The sequence below is a fragment of the Geobacillus zalihae NBRC 101842 genome (genome assembly GCF_001544135.1).
GTDB classification, from domain to species: Bacteria; Bacillota; Bacilli; order Bacillales; family Anoxybacillaceae; genus Geobacillus; species Geobacillus zalihae.
Window position 1 is genome coordinate 1 of record NZ_BCPV01000063.1, and the last position, 21,753, is coordinate 21,753.

General features: G+C 52.3%; 21 protein-coding genes, 2 pseudogenes and 1 other annotated feature. All 23 genes and pseudogenes read left to right on the forward strand.

Translation table 11 applies throughout. The features are described 5' to 3' along the window. Window positions 1–9 precede the first annotated feature (9 nt). Complete coding sequence (locus GZ1_RS14415) at window positions 10–714, forward strand: DUF881 domain-containing protein (protein WP_011230621.1); 705 nt, start codon at window positions 10–12, stop codon at window positions 712–714. Window positions 715–742: 28 nt separating this feature from the next. Next, window positions 743–1,459: a DUF881 domain-containing protein gene (locus GZ1_RS14420; RefSeq protein ID WP_020756482.1), complete on the forward strand. Its 717-nt coding sequence runs from the start codon at window positions 743–745 to the stop codon at window positions 1,457–1,459. Window position 1,460: 1 nt separating this feature from the next. Next, window positions 1,461–1,823, forward strand: coding sequence for a small basic family protein (locus GZ1_RS14425; RefSeq protein ID WP_020756483.1), 363 nt, complete (start codon window positions 1,461–1,463; stop codon window positions 1,821–1,823). 195 nt (window positions 1,824–2,018) lie between these two features. Continuing rightward, a complete protein-coding gene (gene ftsA, locus GZ1_RS14430) occupies window positions 2,019–3,287 on the forward strand; it encodes a cell division protein FtsA (protein ID WP_033006544.1) in 1,269 nt (422 codons plus the stop codon). A 27-nt stretch (window positions 3,288–3,314) separates the two neighbouring features. Further along, the gene (ftsZ, locus tag GZ1_RS14435) at window positions 3,315–4,448 is read left to right on the forward strand and encodes a cell division protein FtsZ (RefSeq protein WP_015374363.1); all 1,134 of its coding nucleotides are present in this window, start codon (window positions 3,315–3,317) and stop codon (window positions 4,446–4,448) included. 377 nt (window positions 4,449–4,825) lie between these two features. After that, the gene (gene spoIIGA / locus GZ1_RS14440) at window positions 4,826–5,740 is read left to right on the forward strand and encodes a sigma-E processing peptidase SpoIIGA (RefSeq protein ID WP_060788757.1); all 915 of its coding nucleotides are present in this window, start codon (window positions 4,826–4,828) and stop codon (window positions 5,738–5,740) included. Between the two features lie 52 nt (window positions 5,741–5,792). Next, on the forward strand, window positions 5,793–6,512 hold the full coding sequence (sigE, locus tag GZ1_RS14445; protein ID WP_013145838.1) for an RNA polymerase sporulation sigma factor SigE: 720 nt from the start codon (window positions 5,793–5,795) through the stop codon (window positions 6,510–6,512). A gap of 119 nt (window positions 6,513–6,631) precedes the next feature. Continuing rightward, window positions 6,632–7,411 carry an RNA polymerase sporulation sigma factor SigG gene (sigG, locus tag GZ1_RS14450; RefSeq protein WP_011230628.1) on the forward strand — a complete coding sequence of 260 codons (780 nt, stop codon included), beginning with the start codon at window positions 6,632–6,634 and terminating at the stop codon, window positions 7,409–7,411. A gap of 95 nt (window positions 7,412–7,506) precedes the next feature. Further along, window positions 7,507–7,749, forward strand: a complete 243-nt coding sequence (locus tag GZ1_RS14455; RefSeq protein WP_013145837.1) for a YlmC/YmxH family sporulation protein — start codon at window positions 7,507–7,509, stop codon at window positions 7,747–7,749. 137 nt (window positions 7,750–7,886) lie between these two features. Beyond that, window positions 7,887–8,711 (forward strand): peptidoglycan editing factor PgeF, encoded by an 825-nt coding sequence (gene pgeF, locus GZ1_RS14460; protein WP_011230630.1) that lies wholly within the window; start codon window positions 7,887–7,889, stop codon window positions 8,709–8,711. Beyond that, complete coding sequence (locus tag GZ1_RS14465) at window positions 8,708–9,382, forward strand: YggS family pyridoxal phosphate-dependent enzyme (RefSeq protein ID WP_015374366.1); 675 nt, start codon at window positions 8,708–8,710, stop codon at window positions 9,380–9,382. The genes pgeF and GZ1_RS14465 overlap by 4 nt, the downstream gene beginning before the upstream one ends. A 13-nt stretch (window positions 9,383–9,395) precedes the next feature. Further along, window positions 9,396–9,824, forward strand: coding sequence for a cell division protein SepF (locus GZ1_RS14470; protein ID WP_011230632.1), 429 nt, complete (start codon window positions 9,396–9,398; stop codon window positions 9,822–9,824). 3 nt (window positions 9,825–9,827) lie between these two features. Further along, entirely contained in the window at window positions 9,828–10,100 is a 273-nt protein-coding gene (locus tag GZ1_RS14475; protein WP_020755723.1) for a YggT family protein, read from the forward strand. 123 nt (window positions 10,101–10,223) lie between these two features. Beyond that, on the forward strand, window positions 10,224–10,997 hold the full coding sequence (locus tag GZ1_RS14480) for a YlmH family RNA-binding protein (RefSeq protein WP_015374367.1): 774 nt from the start codon (window positions 10,224–10,226) through the stop codon (window positions 10,995–10,997). 78 nt (window positions 10,998–11,075) lie between these two features. Further along, window positions 11,076–11,588, forward strand: a complete 513-nt coding sequence (locus GZ1_RS14485; RefSeq protein ID WP_011230635.1) for a DivIVA domain-containing protein — start codon at window positions 11,076–11,078, stop codon at window positions 11,586–11,588. 97 nt (window positions 11,589–11,685) lie between these two features. Next, window positions 11,686–11,906: a binding site (T-box leader), on the forward strand. Between the two features lie 52 nt (window positions 11,907–11,958). After that, entirely contained in the window at window positions 11,959–14,733 is a 2,775-nt protein-coding gene (gene ileS, locus GZ1_RS14490) for an isoleucine--tRNA ligase (RefSeq protein ID WP_060788758.1), read from the forward strand. A gap of 561 nt (window positions 14,734–15,294) precedes the next feature. After that, window positions 15,295–15,705: pseudogene (locus GZ1_RS14495) on the forward strand (hypothetical protein); the annotation flags it as partial. Window positions 15,706–15,807: 102 nt separating this feature from the next. Further along, entirely contained in the window at window positions 15,808–16,686 is an 879-nt protein-coding gene (locus tag GZ1_RS14500) for an IS982-like element ISGsp1 family transposase (protein ID WP_004439648.1), read from the forward strand. 21 nt (window positions 16,687–16,707) lie between these two features. After that, window positions 16,708–18,174, forward strand: a pseudogene (locus GZ1_RS14505) (hypothetical protein); the annotation flags it as partial. Beyond that, on the forward strand, window positions 18,174–18,773 hold the full coding sequence (locus tag GZ1_RS14510; protein ID WP_255211303.1) for a P-loop NTPase family protein: 600 nt from the start codon (window positions 18,174–18,176) through the stop codon (window positions 18,771–18,773). The pseudogene GZ1_RS14505 and the gene GZ1_RS14510, both read left to right, overlap by 1 nt. Before the next feature lie 137 nt (window positions 18,774–18,910). Then, entirely contained in the window at window positions 18,911–19,306 is a 396-nt protein-coding gene (locus GZ1_RS14515; RefSeq protein ID WP_011230640.1) for a hypothetical protein, read from the forward strand. Window positions 19,307–19,418: 112 nt separating this feature from the next. Then, on the forward strand, window positions 19,419–21,437 hold the full coding sequence (locus GZ1_RS14520; protein WP_060788761.1) for a M1 aminopeptidase family protein: 2,019 nt from the start codon (window positions 19,419–19,421) through the stop codon (window positions 21,435–21,437). After that, the coding region (locus GZ1_RS14525) for an ATP-binding cassette domain-containing protein (protein WP_157074374.1) at window positions 21,421–21,753 on the forward strand (333 nt) is incomplete at its 3' end. The genes GZ1_RS14520 and GZ1_RS14525, both read left to right, overlap by 17 nt.

The window sequence follows — 21,753 nt, forward strand, 5'->3', positions numbered from 1 at the left end:
AGGATGGCGATGAAACGACAAGCCCGTAGCCGCCTCCTGCTGACGTTGATCTGCTTGATCTTCGGCGCCATGCTCGGGTTCTCGTACCAACATGCGAAAAACGAAGCATCCCGCCGCGAATGGAGCGACAGCGAGTGGAAAAAAGAGTACGAATATCGCTCGGCGCTTCTTGCTTTGCAAAAAGAAAACCGGTCGCTCAAGCAGCAGCTTGTCAAAAAGCAGGAGGAGCTGGCTGCGTGGGAGAAGAAGCTGGCCGAGGAGCAGGAGAACGAGGCCGGATTGGCAAAAGAAGCGGAACAGCTGCGCATGCATGTCGGAAAAGCGAGGGTGAAAGGGAAAGGTGTAGCAGTCACCCTTTCCGATTCCTCTTATATCCCCTCTGAAGCGAGCGCTACCAATTATATCGTTCACGAACAGCACGTATGGAAAGTTGTTCACGAGTTGCTCATTTCCGGCGCCGAAGCGGTCGCGATTAATGGGCAGCGCATTTCCCACCGTTCATACATCGTCTGCAACGGCCCAGTCATTGAGGTCGATGGAACGCAGCATGCCGCTCCGTTTGTCATTTCGGCCATTGGCAATCCGGACGTGCTCATGTCCGCTCTAGAGCTTCCCGGCGGCATCGTTGACGAACTTGTCGAAGACCATATCGACGTAAAAGTGGAAAAGCAAGGAGCGATCGTGTTGGATCCGGTGTTTGCGCCCGAGCCGTAAAACGGGCGGAAAGGGGCGATAAAGCGCATTGGAACGGAAAAATCGATTCTATTTTGCCGGCGTAGCTGCCATATTCGGTGTGATGCTGGCCGTCGGGCTTCGGACGACGCTGCATCCGGAAGGACGCGACACGCGCGACATTTGGGAGTTGCGCGCCGATTTGACAAAAGAGCAGAAGCTTGAACAACGGCTGCTTGAGGAGCTAGAGAGTTACGAGGAAACATTGCGCCGCTACCGGCGGGAACACGAGGCGGGCGGCGCGACAGAGCTTGAAGCGACAGTCGCGAAGCTGAGGGAAGAAGCCGGGCTGACAGAAGTGAGAGGAAGCGGTCTCGTGTTGACGATCGCGCCGTTTTCGGCGGCCGGCTACGTTGGTCCGGCCGTTGCCGCCGTATCGCCCGAGCTATTGCAACGGTTAGTGAATGAGTTGAACAAATACGGGGCGAAAGAAATCGCCATCGACGGTGAACGACTGACGAACCGGACGGCCATTCGCGATGTCAATGGCGCAACGAAAGTCGGGAGCCGCTCAGTGAGGCTGCCAGTCGAAGTGAGAGCAATCGCCGATGATGCGGACAAGCTGTACAGCGGGCTCGCCGTTTCGCCGATCCGCGATGATTTCGCCGTGGAAAACTTGGAGCTGTCCATATCCAAGCCCCAGCCGCTCGTTGTCATTCCGCCCGCGGCTAGCCGCCCTGATGTGAAATACATGGAGACAGAAAACGGCGGCAAGGAGGAGAAATAGCATGTGGCTTCCGCTTCTCGGATTGCTTCTTGGGTTTGCCATCGGCGTTCTCGCCGGCTGGGAAGTTCCCGATGAATATTCCCATTATTTGTCGATTGCCATTTTGGCCGCCTTTGATACATTAATCGGAGGATGGCGCGCCCACCTGCAGCGGACGTACGACGAAACCGTATTTATAACCGGGTTTTTTTTCAACATTGTTCTGGCCGCAACTTTAACTTTTCTTGGGGTGCATCTTGGTGTAGACTTGTATTTAGCGGCTGTGTTCGCCTTCGGCGTCCGCTTGTTTCAAAACATTGCCATCATCCGCCGCCTTTGGCTTGCTGAGTGGGCCAAGCGGCGGTACAATCGCGAAAAAAGTTAGGAAAAAGACAGGGAAAGTGTTTTCGCGTGTTGAATTATATAGGGTAAAACAAAATATCGTGTTGTTGCGAAACTCGCAAACTAGACATAGACCAATAGACAAAGAGATGGGAAATTTCAGCCGAAAAAGGAGGTGTCGCTGCTTACTGAAACGCCGGCCGGCACCGGCGCGTTTTTAGTAGGCAGATGCCAAAAAATGAGCAGCAATGAGATCGTCGTTAGCCTGGATGTCGGAACATCGAGCGTGAAAGTCATCATCGGGGAAATGCTAGGCAGCTCCATCAATATTATCGGGGTGGGCAATGTCAAAGCGGAAGGGCTCAAAAAAGGGGCGATTGTTGATATAGATAAAACGGTGCAGTCGATCAGACGGGCCGTCGAGCAAGCGGAGCGGATGGTCGGTTTATCGATCCGCCGTGTGATCGTCGGGGTGGCCGGCAGCCATATTCAGCTCCATGACTGCCACGGCATTGTCGCCGTCGCGAGCGAAAACCGGGAAATCAGCGATGAAGATGTCGCCCGCGTCATCGATGCCGCGCAAGTTGTCTCTATTCCTCCCGATCGGGAAATCATCGGCGTCGTTCCGCGCCAGTTTATCGTCGACGGGTTGGACGGCATTCATGATCCGCGCGGCATGCTCGGCGTCCGCTTGGAAATGGAAGGCACTATGGTGACGGGTGCGAAGACGGTATTACATAATCTTCTTCGCTGTGTGGAGCGGGCAGGCTTGGAAATCAGCGATATTTGTCTTCAGCCGCTGGCGGCCGGTTCGCTCGTGCTGTCCGATGACGAACGGCATTTGGGGGCGGCGCTCGTTGACCTGGGAGGCGGCTCGACAACGGTCGCTGTCTTTGAGCAAGGGACGTTGCAAGCTGTCTCTTCGCTGCCGGTCGGCGGGGAGCACATTACGAAAGACTTGGCCATCGGATTGCGGACGACAACGGACGATGCCGAAAAAATCAAACTGAAGCACGGACATGCATTTTACGACTACGCTTCGGAGGAAGAAGTGTTCAGCGTGCCGATCATGGGCACCGATCAACACCAGCAGTTCAGCCAGCTGGAGATCGCCGATATTATTGAGGCGAGACTGGAAGAAATTTTGCAAATGGTTCAGCAGGAAGTGCGTCGTCTCGGGTTTCGCGATCTCCCCGGCGGCTATGTGCTGACCGGCGGCGTCGCCAATATGCCAGGGTTGCTTGAGCTGGCCCACGTCGTTTTAGGGACGAGCGTCCGCATTGCCATGCCGGATTATATCGGTGTGCGCGACCCGCAGTATACGATCGGCGTTGGCTTGCTCAAGTTCGCCTACCGGCAGGCGCAGCTGCAAGGGAAAACGGTCCCGGCTGCCGCTGCGGTGGAGCCGGTCGAGCGCTCCTCGCCAAAACAGCAGTCGAAACCGAAAAAGAAAGAAGACCATTTTGGGAAGAAGGTCAAGAGATTTTTTGGTTCTTTCTTTGAATAGAGATTGAAATTTTAGGAGGATTTGGCCATGTTGGAGTTTGAGACAACAGTCGATCAGTTGGCAACGATCAAGGTGATTGGAGTCGGGGGCGGCGGCAACAACGCCGTCAATCGGATGATTGAGCATGGGGTGCAAGGTGTAGAGTTTATTGCGGTCAATACGGATGCACAGGCGCTCAACTTGTCGAAGGCGCCGATCAAGCTGCAAATCGGGGCGAAGCTGACACGCGGCTTGGGCGCGGGGGCGAACCCAGAAGTTGGAAAAAAAGCAGCTGAGGAGAGCAAAGAGCAAATTGAAGAAGCGCTTCGCGGCGCCGATATGGTGTTTGTCACCGCTGGCATGGGCGGCGGCACGGGAACTGGGGCGGCGCCTGTCATCGCCCAAATTGCGCGCGAGTTAGGGGCGCTTACGGTCGGCGTTGTTACACGCCCGTTTACGTTTGAGGGGCGGAAGCGGGCGACGCAGGCCGCAAGCGGCATCGCCGCCATGAAAGAGGCGGTCGATACGCTCATCGTCATTCCGAACGACCGGTTGCTTGAGATTGTCGACAAAAATACGCCGATGCTTGAGGCGTTCCGCGAAGCGGACAATGTGCTGCGCCAAGGGGTGCAAGGCATTTCCGATTTGATCGCCGTGCCGGGGTTGATCAACCTTGACTTCGCTGATGTGAAGACGATCATGTCGAATAAAGGTTCGGCATTGATGGGGATTGGCATCGCCAGCGGCGAAAACCGAGCGGCTGAGGCAGCAAAAAAAGCCATTTCCAGCCCGCTGTTGGAGACGTCGATCGACGGCGCGCAAGGGGTGCTCATGAACATCACCGGCGGCATGAACTTAAGTTTGTACGAAGTGCAGGAGGCTGCCGATATCGTCGCTTCGGCGGCCGACCAAGAAGTGAACATGATCTTCGGCTCCGTTATTAATGAGGACTTAAAGGACGAGATCGTCGTGACGGTCATTGCGACCGGATTCAACGAAAACGTCGCTTCGCAGCCGCGGCCGCCGCGCATTGGCATCGGCACTGTGCCGAAAGCGGCGCCGGCGTCAAAGCGGGAAAAGCGCGAAGAGCCGATACAAGACTATGCGGCGCTCCGCTCGGGGCAAGCAGAAGATCCGCTTGACATTCCCGCTTTCTTGCGCAACCGCAACCGCCGCCGCTAGATGGCGAAACGAGGGTGTCCCAAAAGCAACGGGACACCCTTTCTTCATCACAAGATGCATGCACGAACGTGCACGAAGCACTTTGGTGAAACAATATATTGTATCTCTCTTAAAGAAAGACGATCTTTTGAGACAGCCTCGCTTTTCCGATTAGGACCAAAAACTTCTCGCGTTGGCCGCCCGCTCTCTCGCAACGAAAGGGCGAAAAAGAGAAGGCGGGCTAGGCTTTCGTGCCGGCCGATTTGATCCGCCGTGGTTCCCCCTGTTTTGACAAAACATCTCCTTTTTCACCGCCACCGATTGACAGACTTTCCCTCGCAAGGTGCTATATACTTGTTTCAGACAAAGCCGATATGGGCGGGGGAGGGGCTTGACGGTTGGTCGTCTATCTCGATGTGATTTGGCTGTTGAACGTCTGTTTTGACGCGTTGCTTCTTTGGCTGACGGCGCTCATGCTCAAGCGGCCGATCGTCTGGTGGCGTCTGTTGGCTGGGGCGTTGATCGGTTCGCTGCTTGTCATATTGCTGTTTACCCCGTTTTCCGCCATCGCCCAGCACCCGTTGGTAAAAGCAGCCGTTTCCGTGTTGATCGTGTGGGCCGCCTTCGGGTTTAAGCGCCCGCGCTATTTGCTTGAAAATATGCTGGCGTTTTACTTTGCCACGTTCGCTGTCGGCGGCGGCATGCTGGCGGTTCATTATTTTTTCGCGCACCAACTGTCCGTCCGCCAAGGAATGCTTCTCATGCATCATCCCGGGGCGGGCGATCCGGTCAGCTGGCTGTTTGTTGTCATCGGGTTTCCGGTTTTATGGCTTTTTTCCCGCCGAAGGGTGGAGGCGATTCGCGAAAAAAAACTGCGGTTTGAACATATCATTGAGGTCAAGATCGTATGGGACGGGCGGCCGCTTATGCTGCGCGGCTTGATTGACAGCGGCAACCAGCTCGTCGATCCGTTGACAAAAACGCCGGTGATGGTAGTCGAACAGGAAAAAGCAAAGGCCGTGCTTCCTGAGGAGCTACTGGGTTGTCTCAGCTCTCCCATGATGCTTGCTTCCCCGCCGGAGCGGTGGGTCCATCGCCTCCGTCTCATTCCGTACCGTGCGGTCGGCAGCGGTCCACAAATGATGGCGGCGGTTAAGCCAGACCGCATTATGCTGCGGTACGAAAACGAATGGTTGGAAGTAGCGCAAGGGCTTGTGGCGCTAAGCGCTGATCCGCTGTCGACGGATGGGGAGTACGACTGCATCGTCCATCCGAAAATGGTGCAGGCGGGAAGAAAGCTGACCGCTTCGTAGGTTTTGTTAGTATATCATACTCGCTTTTGATCCGTTTAGAAGGGGGATTTTCATGAAAAAGTGGAAACTTCGTTTCATGTACTGGCTGTATAAGTTTTTGGCCAAGCTCGGCTTGAAGGCGGATGAAATTTATTATATCGGAGGCAGCGAAGCCCTCCCGCCGCCGCTGACAAAAGAAGAAGAGGAGCAGCTGATCGCCAGGCTCGCCGCCGGCGATGACACGGCGAGATCGCTTTTGATCGAACGCAATTTGCGTCTTGTCGTCTACATTGCGCGCAAGTTTGAAAACACCGGCATTCACATTGAAGATTTGATCAGCATTGGAACGATCGGCCTCATTAAGGCGGTCAACACGTTCAACCCAGAGAAGAAGATCAAGCTGGCGACATACGCGTCGCGCTGCATTGAAAACGAAATTTTAATGTATTTGCGCCGCAACAACAAAGTGCGGGCGGAAGTGTCGTTTGATGAACCGCTCAATATCGACTGGGATGGCAACGAGCTGTTGCTTTCCGACGTATTGGGAACGGAAGACGACGTGATTACGAAAGATTTGGAAGCGGATGTCGACCGGCGCTTGCTCTTAAACGCCTTGCGCCAGCTGAGCGACCGCGAGAAGCAAATTATGGAATTGCGTTTTGGCCTCTCCGGCGGCGAAGAAAAGACGCAAAAAGACGTCGCTGATTTGCTCGGCATTTCGCAATCGTACATATCGCGGCTCGAGAAGCGGATCATTAAACGGTTGCGCAAAGAATTCAATAAAATGATGTAGCGGGCGGCGGGAGCGAAATTCCGCCGCTTTTTCCGCGTCGGACAGGCTGTGCATATTTTTCCCTTCCAAGGAGATACTGAAAACTGACGACTTAGCATCTCCTGATGGGAGGGAACAACTTGACGAGGAACAAAGTCGAGATTTGCGGCGTAGACACTTCGAAGCTTCCCGTCCTCAAAAATGAGGAAATGCGTGAACTGTTTCGACGGATGCATGAGGGGGATTTGGAGGCGAGAGAGAAATTAGTAAACGGCAACTTGCGCCTCGTGTTGAGCGTCATTCAGCGCTTCAACAACCGAGGCGAATTTGTCGATGATTTGTTTCAAGTCGGCTGCATCGGACTTATGAAATCGATTGATAATTTTGACCTCAATCAAAACGTGAAGTTTTCCACTTACGCCGTGCCGATGATCATCGGCGAAATCCGCCGCTATTTGCGCGACAACAACCCGATCCGCGTTTCGCGCTCGCTGCGCGACATCGCCTACAAAGCGTTGCAAGTGCGAGAGCGGCTCATGAGCGAGACGGCGAAAGAACCGTCAACCGAGGAAATTGCCAAAGAACTCGGCGTCGCCCATGAGGAAGTGGTTTTTGCCCTCGATGCCATTCAAGATCCTGTTTCGTTGTTTGAGCCGATTTACAACGACGGCGGCGACCCGATTTATGTGATGGACCAGCTGAGCGATGAGCGCAACCGCGACAGCCAATGGATCGAAGAAATCGCCTTGAAGGAAGGGCTTCGGCGGTTGAATGAGCGGGAAAAAATGATCATCCGCAAACGCTTTTTCCAAGGAAAGACGCAAATGGAAGTGGCCGAGGAAATCGGCATTTCCCAAGCGCAAGTGTCCAGGCTCGAAAAAGCGGCGATCCGGCAAATGAATAAAAACATCCAAGTGTGACAGGCTGCAGGTGCAGCCTTTTTCTTTGGCACATAACTGCTCATTCGGCGTCATATAGATGAAAAAGAGGGAGAGGAAAGGCGGGGAGAAAAATCGTGATGAGAATTTCCGAATTTCAGACGAAAGATGTCGTCAATGTAGCCAATGGGAAGAAGCTTGGCAATATTGGGGACATTGATATTGATTTAGATACTGGAAAAATCCGCTCACTCATTATTTTAGGCGCCGGAAAGATGCTCGGGCTGTTCGGCCGCGAAGAGGCGGTCGTCATTCCATGGCAGAACATCGTCAAAATCGGAGCCGATGTGATTTTAGTCCGCCTTCATGATACGGATTGAATCCCGAGGATGGCCTAGGGTTGACAGCAATGTTTCGACAAAATCGCAAATAAAGGTTATCATGGACAAACAAACTATGATAAAATAGGAAAAAAAGTGATAAAAAACTACAAAAAGCAGCGTGAGGGTTGACGTGAATGCCGGACATTTTTCAACAAGAAGCCCGCGGCTGGCTCCGCTGCGGTGCGCCTCCGTTTGCTGGAGCCGTCGCTGGATTGACGACGAAACATGGCGGGGAGAGCAAAGGGCCGTTCGCTTCGCTGAATATGGGGCTGCACGTCGGCGACGATCGCACGGTTGTTGTCGCCAACCGCGGGCGTTTGGCGCAATGGCTCTCATTCCCGCTTGAGCGATGGGTATGTTGTGAACAAGTGCATGGCGCCGACATTCGGAAGGTGACGAAAAACGAACGGGGGAACGGAGCGCAAGATTTCGCCACGGCGGTTCCAGGGGTCGACGGGTTGTATACAGACGAAGCGGAGGTGTTGCTCGCGCTTTGTTTTGCCGATTGTGTGCCCATTTATTTTGTGGCGCCATCTGCTGGGTTAGTCGGCCTTGCTCATGCCGGGTGGCGGGGAACGGCGGGCGGCATCGCTGGTCACATGGTGCGGCTTTGGCAAACGCGCGAACACATCGCGCCGAGCGACATCTATGTTGCCATCGGACCTGCCATCGGTCCGTGCTGTTATACGGTTGACGACCGTGTCGTGGACAGTCTGCGCCCGACGCTTCCTCCGGAAAGCCCGTTGCCATGGCGGGAAACAAGCCCAGGGCAATATGCGCTCGACTTAAAGGAAGCCAATCGGCTTCAGTTGATCGCGGCTGGCGTTCCGAACAGCCATATTTATGTGTCGGAACGCTGTACAAGCTGTGAGGAAGCGTTGTTTTTTTCCCACCGCCGCGACCGCGGAACGACTGGAAGGATGTTGGCGTTTATCGGCCGAAGGGAGGAGACGGCATGACGGTGCGCGACAACTTGGCGGCCATTCGCCGAGAAATCGAGGCGGCCTGCGCTCGCGTCGGCCGCGATCCGGCCGGCGTGCGCATCGTGGCGGTCACTAAATATGTCGATGCCGAGCGGGCGATGGAGGTGCTTGACGCCGGCATTGCCGACCTCGGCGAAAACCGCTCCGACCAATTGATTGAAAAGCATGCACGGATCGGAAATCAAGCGACGTGGCATTTCATTGGGACGCTTCAGTCGCGCAAAGTCAAAGACATTATTGATAAAGTCGATTACATTCATTCACTCGACCGCTTGTCGCTCGCGAAAGAAATTGAAAAACGGGCGGTGCGGCCAGTAAAATGTTTTGTGCAAGTGAACGTGTCGGGGGAAGTGACCAAACACGGGCTCGCCCCCGAAGAAACGATTCCGTTTATTGAACAACTTCGCGCCTTTTCGCGCATCGAAGTCGTCGGATTGATGACGATGGCGCCGCACACGGACGACGAAGCGGTATTGCGCGCTTGCTTTCGCCAATTGCGGATGCTGAAGGAACGCGTTCAGGCGTTGGGAATGGCCCATGCCCCATGCACCGAACTGTCAATGGGCATGTCAAACGATTACACGATCGCCATCGAGGAAGGAGCGACGTTTGTGCGCATAGGCAGCGCGCTTGTTGGATCATTGTAGGAGGTGAAACCGGATGGGATTGATGAAAAAATTCCGTGATTATTTTTTAGAAGAAGACTACGAAGACTATGAAGAAGAATATGAGGCGCCACAGCCGGAAGAAGAGGCGCTGCCGAAGACGGCAGGCAAGGCGAACGTCGTCAGCCTGCAAAGCGTGCAAAAATCGGCGAAAGTCGTGCTTGCTGAGCCGAGGGTGTATGCGGAGGCGCAGGAGATCGCCGACCATTTGAAAAGCCGGCGCGCGGTCATCGTCAACTTGCAGCGCATCCAGCATGAGCAGGCGAAGCGGATCGTCGACTTTTTAAGCGGCACGGTGTACGCCATTGGCGGCGACATTCAGCAAGTCGGCACAAAAATTTTTTTATGCACCCCGGAAAACGTCGACGTCAGCGGCTCGATTTCGCTCGACGGCGAGGATGACAGACCGATGAAGAGGTGGTAGCCGTTGGATTATGTACTCACGTTTTTGACGACAGTGATTCAAGTGTACTCGTATGCGCTGATCATTTATATTTTAATGTCGTGGTTTCCCAATGCGCGCGAAACGCGGTTCGGACAGATGCTCGCCGCCATTTGCGAGCCGTATTTGGAGCCGTTTCGGCGCGTCATTCCGCCGCTTGGCATCATTGACGTCTCCCCAATCGTCGCGCTTATCGTTCTTGAATTCGCGACGAGAGGGCTTCACGCCCTGTTCGACATTCTTCAGTCGCAGTTTTAGGCTTCGTTTTGCGCGCACGGCGCCGCCGCTCTCCGTCTGGCAGGCAAAAAGGCGGAAGGGCGGAACTCGCAGAGAGGAATCCGTTGTGGGTTTCTTTCTTCCATGAAAGCAAGGTGACGTCGAGTGGAGCTGTATCAGCATTTTCGCAAAGAGGAACATCCGTTCATTGATCAAGTGCTCGAGTGGAAGGAGATGGTGAGCCGTCAGTACGCTCCGAAGCTGACCGATTTTCTCGATCCGCGTGAGCAGCAAATCGTGCAAAGCATCACGGGCGGCGATGGAGACGTGCGCGTGTTTTTTTTCGGAGGCGCCCCGTTTGTCGAGCGGAAGCGGGCGTTTCTCGCTCCGCCGTATATCGACCCTGAGGAAGAGGATTATGGCATTGTGCTGTTTGCCGTCCGCTATCCGGCGAAATTCGTTTCCCTTGAACATCGCGACGTGTTGGGGGCGCTGATGTCGCTTGGCTTGCGGCGCGGCAAGTTTGGCGATATTCTCGTTCGGGATGGGGAAATTCAGTTTTTTGTTGCTGCTGAGGTCGCCGACTACGTCCGCTTGCATATCGAAATGATCGGCAAAGCCCGGGTGGCGTTGGAGCCGCTGCCGCTGTCGGCTGCCATGCCGCTTGCCGAAACGTGGGAGGAAGGAACGGTCACGGTGTCTTCTCTAAGGCTCGATGCTGTGCTCGCTCAGGCGTTTCGCCTTGCGCGCGAGAAAGCGCGTGCGCTTGTTGAAAGCGGGCTCGTCAAAGTGAACTGGAAGGTGGTGGACAAGCCGGATTTCCTCTGCGGACCGGGCGATGTCCTGTCGGCGCGCGGTTTTGGCCGCTGCAAGCTGTTTTCGGTGGAAGGGCCGACGAAAAAAGAGCGCTGGCTCGTTCAGATCGGCCGACAAAAATAAGCAAATGACGGCAGGAAATCGGCAAACCGTGTCGAATGAAAGTGAAGAAAAGGAATGATGGAGACGGAGGTGGCCGTTGTGCCGTTGACGCCATTGGATATTCACAACAAGGAATTCAGCCGCGGGTTTCGCGGGTACGATGAAGACGAAGTGAACGAGTTCCTCGATCAAGTCATTAAAGACTATGAAATGCTCATCCGTGAAAAAAAGCAGCTGGAAGAGAAAGTGGCCGAACTGACGGAAAAGCTGAACTACTTTGCGAACATTGAGGAGACGCTCAACAAGTCGATTCTTGTTGCTCAAGAAGCAGCGGAAGAAGTGAAGCGGAATGCGCAAAAAGAGGCGAAGCTGATCATTAAAGAGGCGGAAAAAAACGCCGAGCGCATCATCAGCGATGCATTGGCGAAATCGCGGAAAATCGCCCTCGAGATCGAGGAGCTGAAGCGGCAGTCGAAAGTGTTCCGCGCCCGTTTCCGCATGCTTGTCGAGGCCCAGCTTGATATGATCAACAGCCGCGATTGGGACGAGTTGATGGAGTATGAGGCGCCGGATTTGGAAGAAGGGGCGAGAGAACCGCTGTCACAGCCTTGACGAACCGAAGACGTTTCGGTTATAATAATTGGCAAAAATCGCCGCATCAGCCGCCGTGGGAGGCGGTTGGCTTTTTTCAGGATGAATAGCGAAATAGCCATCGACGATGAAAGGGACAGTAGCTCTTGTACGACCGGTCGCAGCGAGCCGGGGATGGTGGAAGCCTGGCATCGGCGCAAGAGTGAACATCACCCTGGAGTTCCATGCTGAACATCAAGTAGGCCATGGCGCGTCATTCCCGTTACGAATGAAAAGTGGGCTGTGCGTCGTTTGCATGGCCAAGAAGGGTGGTACCGCGAGACCGTTCTCGTCCCTTGCCGGGGGAGAACGGTTTTTTATTTGGAATCTATCGTTCGAAGGAGGAGCAAGGATGGATTACAAAGAGACGCTGCTTATGCCGCAAACCGAGTTCCCGATGCGCGGCAACTTGCCGAAGCGGGAGCCGGAGATGCAAAAAAAATGGGAGGAAATGGACATTTACCGGAAAGTGCAGGAGCGGACGAAAGGACGGCCGCTGTTTGTCCTGCATGACGGCCCGCCGTATGCCAACGGCGACATTCATATGGGCCATGCGCTGAACAAAATTTTAAAAGATATCATCGTCCGCTACAAATCGATGAACGGCTATTGCGCGCCGTACGTGCCGGGCTGGGATACGCACGGACTGCCGATCGAAACGGCGCTCGCGAAGCAAGGCGTCGACCGCAAATCGATGAGCGTCGCCGAGTTCCGCAAGCGGTGCGAGCAATACGCGTATGAACAAATCGACAACCAGCGTCGGCAGTTCAAGCGGCTCGGTGTGCGCGGCGACTGGGACAACCCGTACATTACGCTCAAACCGGAGTACGAAGCCCAGCAAATTAAAGTATTTGGCGAAATGGCGAAAAAAGGGCTCATCTACAAAGGGTTGAAGCCGGTCTATTGGTCGCCGTCAAGCGAATCGGCGCTCGCCGAAGCGGAAATCGAATATAAAGACAAGCGTTCGCCGTCGATTTATGTCGCCTTCCCGGTGAAAGACGGCAAAGGCGTGCTTGAGGGCGATGAGCGAATCGTCATTTGGACGACGACGCCGTGGACGATTCCGGCGAACTTGGCGATCGCGGTTCATCCGGATTTGGATTACCATGTTGTCGATGTCAGCGGAAAACGGTATGTCGTCGCTGCCGCTTTGGCGGAATCGGTGGCGAAAGAAATCGGTTGGGACGCATGGTCGGTCGTCAAAACGGTCAAAGGAAAAGAGCTTGAATACGTCGTGGCGAGACATCCGTTTTATGAGCGCGACTCGCTTGTTGTGTGCGGCGAACACGTCACGACCGACGCCGGCACGGGCTGTGTCCATACGGCGCCGGGCCACGGGGAAGACGACTTTCTCGTTGGGCAAAAATACGGACTTCCGGTCCTTTGCCCGGTTGATGAGCGCGGCTATATGACCGAGGAAGCGCCGGGATTTGCCGGGATGTTTTACGAAGACGCCAACAAGGCGATTACACAGAAGCTTGAGGAAGTCGGCGCTTTGTTGAAGCTCGGGTTTATCACCCACTCGTATCCGCACGACTGGCGGACGAAGCAGCCGACGATTTTCCGAGCGACAACGCAATGGTTTGCGTCGATCGATAAAATCCGCAACGAGCTGCTTCAGGCGATTAAAGAAACGAAATGGATTCCGGAGTGGGGGGAAATCCGCATCCACAACATGGTGCGCGACCGCGGCGACTGGTGCATTTCCCGCCAACGCGCCTGGGGGGTGCCGATTCCGGTTTTTTACGGCGAAAACGGTGAACCGATCATCACCGATGAGACGATTGAGCATGTGTCGAACTTGTTCCGCCAATACGGGTCGAACGTCTGGTTTGAGCGCGAGGCGAAAGACTTGCTGCCGGAAGGATTCACCCATCCGTCGAGCCCGAACGGCATCTTTACGAAAGAAACGGACATTATGGATGTCTGGTTTGACTCCGGTTCGTCGCACCAAGCCGTGTTGGTCGAACGCGACGATCTCGTGCGTCCGGCTGATTTGTACTTGGAAGGCTCCGACCAATACCGCGGCTGGTTCAACTCATCGCTGTCCACCGCCGTTGCCGTCACCGGCAAAGCGCCGTATAAAGGCGTGTTGAGCCACGGCTTTGTCTTGGACGGCGAAGGGCGGAAAATGAGCAAGTCGCTCGGCAACGTCGTCGTGCCGGCGAAAGTGATGGAACAGTTTGGCGCCGATATTTTGCGCCTTTGGGTCGCGTCGGTTGACTACCAAGCGGACGTGCGCATCTCCGACCATATTTTAAAACAAGTGTCGGAAGTGTACCGGAAAATCCGCAACACGTTCCGGTTTATGCTCGGCAACTTATTCGATTTCGATCCGAACCAAAACGCCGTGCCGATTGGGGAGCTTGGCGAAGTCGACCGCTATATGCTGGCGAAGTTGAACAAGCTGATCGCCAAAGTGAAAAAGGCCTATGACAGCTACGATTTCGCCGCGGTTTACCATGAGATGAACCATTTCTGCACCGTCGAGCTGAGCGCGTTTTACTTGGATATGGCGAAAGACATTTTGTACATCGAAGCGGCCGACTCGCGCGCCCGCCGCGCCGTGCAGACGGTGCTCTATGAAACGGTCGTCGCGTTGGCGAAGCTCATCGCGCCGATTTTGCCGCATACCGCCGATGAAGTGTGGGAGCATATCCCGAATCGAAGAGAAAACGTCGAAAGCGTCCAGCTCACCGATATGCCGGAGCCGATCGCGATCGACGGCGAAGAAGCGCTGCTGGCGAAATGGGATGCGTTTATGGACGTGCGCGATGATATTTTCAAAGCGCTCGAGAACGCCCGCAATGAAAAAGTGATCGGCAAATCGCTGACGGCCAGCGTCATCGTCTACCCGAAAGACGAGGTGCGGAAGCTATTGGCGTCGCTTGATGCCGACTTGCGCCAGCTTCTCATCGTTTCCGCCTTTTCGATCGCCGATGAGCCGTATGACGCCGCGCCGGCCGAAGCCGAGCGGCTCGACCACGTGGCCGTCCTCGTCCGCCCGGCGGAAGGCGAGACGTGCGAGCGGTGCTGGACGGTGACTCCAGCTGTCGGACAAGATCCGTCCCATCCGACGCTTTGCCCGCGCTGCGCGCACATTGTGAACGAACATTATTCCGCATAACGAAAAGCGGCAGGCTGCCTTCCTGGCGGCCTTGCCGCTTGCTTTTGGTGGAGGAAAAAACCAAAACGATGGTGTAAAAAGCGCAAAGGGATCAGGGGGGTTGTCAAGAAAAAGTGCAGAATGTTGCAGTGTATAAATTTATATACATGCTCATTGAAAACTTAACATTTGACTTCTCCTGCAACGAGCTTCCTCCCCCATGGCGCAGCCTGCGGGTTGAGCCTACAAGATTTTTAGAGGAAATGATGCAGCGCTTAGGGTGTGCAGGATAACGGAGAGGTTAACTCTTCATGTTGCATGTATATAGTTGTGTAGTTGAATCAATTCTATAGTTGAACGAATTCTGTCAAACTCCGTGTCTCATGAGCCTCCGTCGCATTTACTCCATTATCTTCGACCACACGTTTGCTTAAAATTATAAGGTTTATAGCGCAATTTTCCTATTATTTGTGAATATACTGTTAATTTCCATGTAAAAGGTTGACATCTTCTTCTTCTTTTTTTATAATGCCATTGAATTTTACAAACATTTCAAATTCATGATTAGAGAGGGCATTCCATATGAAATGGGTGTTCATTTCAAGAATGGCGTCCCGCTTAAAAGCAGAAGCTAGTTTCATATTCGTATTTTCTGGGGTTTTGATGTTTGTTTGCCTCAATCCCCATACCACCAATCCAGCGGAATGGATCTTATATACGAAATATTTGGTTCCGATTGGAATGGCTGTCTGGCTGCTCTTCAGCTTCCGTTTGCATGTTTCGTTGTTCACTTCGACTCCAATTCACTGGATCGCGATGAATGACATCATGCCAACCTCGCAAAAGATCGTCTTCTGCCAAACTTTGATCGCATTTATTTATTTTTTCGCTTGGCAACTGGCCTTGGCCGGGATCATCGCCGGTGCGGTGGTGGCCAACTATGCAGCGGGTTGGGATCTTTTCACTTTTCTGTTTCCATTGTATTTGATTCACCCGTGGTGCTAGATAAACTTGATCAAGCATAAAAATAGCCCTTGCTGGCGGATCTCCAGTAGAATGAAAGTGTCACCCAACATTCGAAAGGAGAGATCCCCCATGCAAGAGCACTTTCATTTTACTACAGATCCAGCCAAACTTCAAAAACAATATGCCGCTATTTTCTGTTTTGTTTCTGCCCAACTGTCGTTGATTCAAATGTATCTTCATCGCCGCAACCGTCACTTGGTCAAGCAAGAAGACGAAGTGGTCATGGCGGTTCACCTTTTGGGGAAGCTGCTGGGCTTTTCTTCCGAACGAGCCTGGCATCGTTTTGTCACGGGAAATTTGTTCACAAACGGCTCGTTTCTTGAACGCTCCCGATACAACCGCCGCTGCCGGGCGCTTGGTTTCGCCATCAAATGGATCCGTCATGAGCTGGCGAAACGTGGCCAACACCATGCTTATGCGGTCGTCGACAGCTTGCCTCTTCCGTTGTGCCATCCCGCAAGAATGCAGCGCGTCAAGCGGTTTCGAGGGATCGCGGATATGGGGTATTGTGCTTCCAAAAAGCAATGGTACTACGGTTTCAAGCTGCATCTTCAAGTGACCAATCAAGGGCTGGCCATGGGCTATGTCGTGACGGAAGCGTCCTGCCACGACGTCAAAGCCGCTGAAACGGTGATGACTCAAATCCCTCATCCCTACAACTTTGGGGACAAAGGGTACATCAGCCACGCTCTTCGAGAAAAGCTGTACGAAGAACACCAAGCCGCGTTCTGGACACCGTCTCGACACAATCAAAAGCACGGCCCATCCAAGGCATGGGAAGAATGGATCAGGAAAAAACGCAAAGTCATCGAGACGGTGTTTTCGATTCTCGTAGACCAATACCGGATCACCGACATTCGAGCGAATTCCATGGCCGGGTTTGAAGTGGCACTCGATGGCATCTTGTTGGCTTATTCCTTGGTCACACTAGGGCTGGTTGAGCGCTGACACTCAACTAGCACCACGGGTTTGATTCATTTTCTTCTCCCATTTCTATGGGCGTGGATGATCGGATTGTCCACAGGCGCTGTTTACGCCTATCATTCTTCGAAAAAAGCGATGTTGCTCGTTGGTGTGTTTGTTTTGTGGATCATCGTGCTGTTTTCTTTGGAATATCGCAATCCATCCTTCTCCTTGTGGGGAAACCATCGTTGGCCTTACATTGACCCGTTATTCAGCCTAACCTTCCAAAAAGAACGCGTGCTGATCAAATTGGCGTATATTCTTTCTTCCATCGCCGTTTATGGCGTTTTTCGAAGCATGCGGCGATCCTTCGCGGGGCTTGCGGCTAGTGTGACTCTCGTTATTTTCGTAACATTTTTCCTTCAACATGCACAATCAAAATTCCAGTTGGATGACATTCTGTTGGCAAACGACGTCAAACTCTATCAACAAATTAAACATCAGGCTCAGCCCAAGAACATCCCGTTGCATGGATATTGGAAAATCAAGGAGATCGAGGTGAATCCGAAATCCACGTATCCGATCAAAGCCACACTCTCTCTGCATCCGAAAGAACACACCGTTCGTTTTTCGATCAACGAGCAATTTCAAATCGATCACATCCAAGGCGGAGGGAAGCGTTTCCCCTTTCAACAACAAGGAAACGTTGTTCAGGTGCAGACCAACGGCGCCCCATCCATGACGATCTATTATCGGCATACGTTCGGCTCAACCTTTTATCCGTTGATATCGGGCGTCACGTTGTTGCCATTTGAAGCCAACTGGTATCCGCAGTCCATGGATTCAACGCTTTACGATATCGACTCATCCGGAACGCTTCATTCCAATGTGGAAACGAAGACATGTACACGAGTCAACATGATTGTCGGAAAGGAAAAGTACCGTTGGCATGGGGGCCATCCCCCTTGTCTCTCCGTGATCAATGGTCCTTACAAACAAATTCAAGTGCAACATACTCGTTTCCTTGTTTATAAACCATTTCTCACTACAACAAGAAATTATATGGAATTGAAGCATCAACTCGTTTCCATCCGCAATGAACTATGTCACGTATTTCCGAATCTTGCAAATACAGATTATTGCACAAAAGAAGTCAAGAGCATCTCAATCATCCCAAAAAGCATCAACACCACAAACCTTTCGCTGTACGACAGCACGGTGGCTGACGGAAACTACACGTTTTATGTTGATCCGTTCTTGAACGTCAATGGCACTCCGGCAACCAAACATATTCAGGAGTTGGCTGCGTTTTTCATCCCATACCGATTGTTCGAAAACGAACAGATCAGTCTCTTTGTCGGCTTGTATTTAATGGAAAAACTACATATTCCATCTATCGGATATGAAAACAGATTAGCAGAAAAAGCCTCCATTAACTCAACAGCGTGGGAACACTACAAGGCATTATCGATGAAAGAAAAAGAAAACATACTGATTCATCTAGTACAAGAAAGGGGGAAAGGAGACAGATGATGGAATTAAAAAACGTGACCATTAAGCACCATCGCCAACTTATTTTGCATCATTGTTCCGTCAATCTTCCTTCCCAATCCATCATTCTAGCCAAAAATCACATTCGCACAGATATTGTCGCCAAAGCGCTTGCCGGCTTTCATCCTATCGATGAAGGGGAAATCCATTTCGATGAACAGGAAGCAAGAGGAAAAACGAATAAAAGCGTATTTTTCGTGATTCCTGAGAACTACCACCAACTGTGGAGAAACTATCGTTTGCAAGATATTTCGATATGGCTGAATCGTCCTTTTCAGCAATCGGCACTATGGAAAAAATATCGCCTCCCTTCCCATGCATCCATCGATTCATTGACGATGTTTCAACGGCTGATTTATCTTGTTTCTCTTGGACAGTCGCTAAATCGCACAGTATTCATTTTCGATCAGCCGACGAAACACTTTGACTTCGAAGACTTAGAACACTTTTACCATTTTTTACGTCATGATTTTGTGGATGCTAACTATATGATCTTGAGCAACCGAATTGAGAATGGATTTACTGATCTTTCAATTTATCAAATTCATAATGCAAAATTAGTTGCCTTTGAAAGGAGGTGAAAAAGAGTGTTAGGAAACAACAATGAAAAATGGAAAAGCTCATCGTTATTGGTTCCATAGCCTCTTACGAAATGAAGCTGGAACCGCAGTAAAGACGAGAACAAGCGATATAATATTTGGAGAGGAGAAGGGATAACATGATCGTGAACCGAAAAAAGAAATGGAAATCAAAATGGGCATCTTTATCGCTTGCAGCAGCAGTAATAGCCACTGCCGGTGCAGCGGGAGCAGAATCCGCAACAGCCTTTTTAGATGGGTCAAGTACTTACAGCAATACAAAAACTATTAGAGCAAATACAAATGGTACAGGGAATATTCATGCTGTAAATAATGGTGCCAATACCCAAACGAGAGGCTATGCTTACAAATCGATTGATTGGTGGCCCGACAGCGTCGTCGCCTCCACCAACTGGCTCAATCCTAGGCAAGAAGAAACGCGCAATTTTACACAACAAGAAGGCGATAAATATTATGGCCAAATTGTTGGTCAAACGGTTGGTTCAAGAGGATACGTGACCATTACGGTCAAATAACGATGCCGAATCCGGATGATAAAGGAGTCAGGGATACGCGTAAAAAATAAAGCGGTCCCTGACCGCATTTTTTCTTTTGTCAACTTCTTGGAAAGAAAGCGGTTGATCGGCGATGAGGTGGAAATGGCTGTTTGTTTTTTATTGGAAACGATTGTTGAAAAGCAAGTTATACATTGGTGCTAGTTTCTCGTTTTTTCTTTTGCTGGCCGTACGGTTTACACTATTTTTTACCGATCCGTACAATATGGAGAGTTATGGGGATATCCCTCATGAAGTGTTCATGCTTGTTCAAATCGTTTCGCTCTTTTACATCGTGTGGTTCTACCTTCTCTACTCCAACGAACTTCGTTACGGCGTTTCGTCATGGTTCGCCGACGGCTACCGGATTTTGCTGGAGAAAATGAGCGCCTTGCTTGCGGTTCATGCGCTGTACCAAGGGATCATGCTGATGATGAGCTGCGGCGTTTTTTCAATCGTGTATCTCTTCGTTGGGGTGGAGCCTTCGGATCTGTATTGGTCGCTGCTTCGGTTTCTCGCCGTCTATCAGTTTGGACCGCTCGTGCTCACCGTCCTGTACGGCGTCATCATCGCACTGCTGTTGGAAACGAAAAAGGTCAGTTTTTTCGCTATTTTGCTTGTGTGGATCCTGACCGGACCGATGACGACGGAGCTGTTCATCGATCTGTCCAAAACTGTTCATGCCCGCGACTGGGCGTCGCTGCTGTTTATCGGAAAACACGCGATTCAACGAGCGTATGATTCCTACATCGGGTTTGAGGTCGACCGCGGCGGGGAATGGAAATGGGCCGCGTGGTTTCTTTCCCTTGTCGGGTTGGCGTTGTTGTCGTCGATCCGCTTTACGCAGACGAGAAAGGAGCGAAACGCCGTCTTGAAAGCATTTCTCGTCTTCCCGTTTCTGATCGTCCTAACCGCCTACCACTCCTTGCAAACGAACACCAAGGCGTTCACTCGGGCCGATCAGACGACCGAACTCGAGGAATACCGCCAGATGAAACAAGAGACGAAAGCCGATTTGCGCTACCGTATCCAGTCGTATGACCTTTCTTTGCATGGATCGCGTGCGGTCGTGCGCGTGGCCTTGTCCCAGTTGGAAACGAACCGGCCCACGTTTCAACTGTACCATTTGTATCCGCTCCACTCGATTGAAGCGGACCATCAGCCCGTCAAGTTTACAAGAAACGGCGATCTCGTGACCGTGTGGCTGCCGAAACGCACCTCGACGCTCACCTTTTCCTATGAGATCGTCGACACGGCGCTCATTCCGTACACGAACGGCCGCATCGTCCTGCTGGCGGACCGAGCGTGGTATCCGAAAAAACGAGCTACACACATGTATCGGACCTACGAATATCGAGTAGCGGGAACGAGAGCTTGGGGCGGGGCATTCACCGATCAATTCTTTCCGGACGAAACATATACGTTTACCTTGAACGTAGACGGCGATGTGCTGTTTTGCAATGTGCCAAAGCGGGGGACGGTTTACCGAGGGAAGGCGCAAGCGGTCACCTTGATCAAAGGGCAAGGGCATCAACTCGTCGATCAAGGATATGAGATCACCTACCCGGCCGATTGGCCGCACATGGCGGAACGGGCGCCGACGGTCATCCACCAGATGGAAAAAACATTCCGTCATGTACAACAAATCGCATCAACGGCGGTTTCATCGTTGCCGAACAAGATTGTCTTCTCTAGTTTCGGACTGTCCTCCTTTCTCGCAAACGATCATCTTGTATATAACACAAATGACTTATATGGGATCGATCAATATATTATGGAACAAAATTTTTACGAAAAAATACTTCGGCTTTCCGTACCGCCGAAAGGATCGCGGATCATGTACAACGAGTGGATTTCGCTGGCCACCCGCTGGTTGATGCAAAAACAAGGCCTTTCGGTGATCGACTGGAGCTCCAAAAGTGAGTGGTTCGAGTCGCAGCCGTCATCCGTCAAGAAGCAAATTGAAGCCATTTATCAAGCGTTTCAGCCGCTGGATGTCGACCAAAAACAACAATGTTTGCGGACATGGTATGCGAACATGGATGACGGTTGGACATGGGACCGCATCTTTGAGATGATGCAGGAGGTGAACGGCGTTGGCGGTCGTCATTGAAGGATTGACGAAAATCGTGAAAAAGAAGCCGATTTTATCCGATGTCTCCCTCACCCTCTCCGGCGTGTACGGCTTGCTGGGACCAAACGGCGCCGGCAAGACGACGTTGATGCGCATTGTGGCCGGACTGTTGGAGTTCAATGCCGGACAGGTGTTGCTGGGGGAGGAACGGATCAGCACCGGCACGAGAGTAAAACGGGTAAACGAGATCGGCTATTTGCCGCAAGAGTTTATGATGTACCCGGAGCTGACGATGTATGAAGTGCTTGAGCATCTCGCTGTCTTGCAAGGTGAACATCCCGCCGCCTGCCGATCC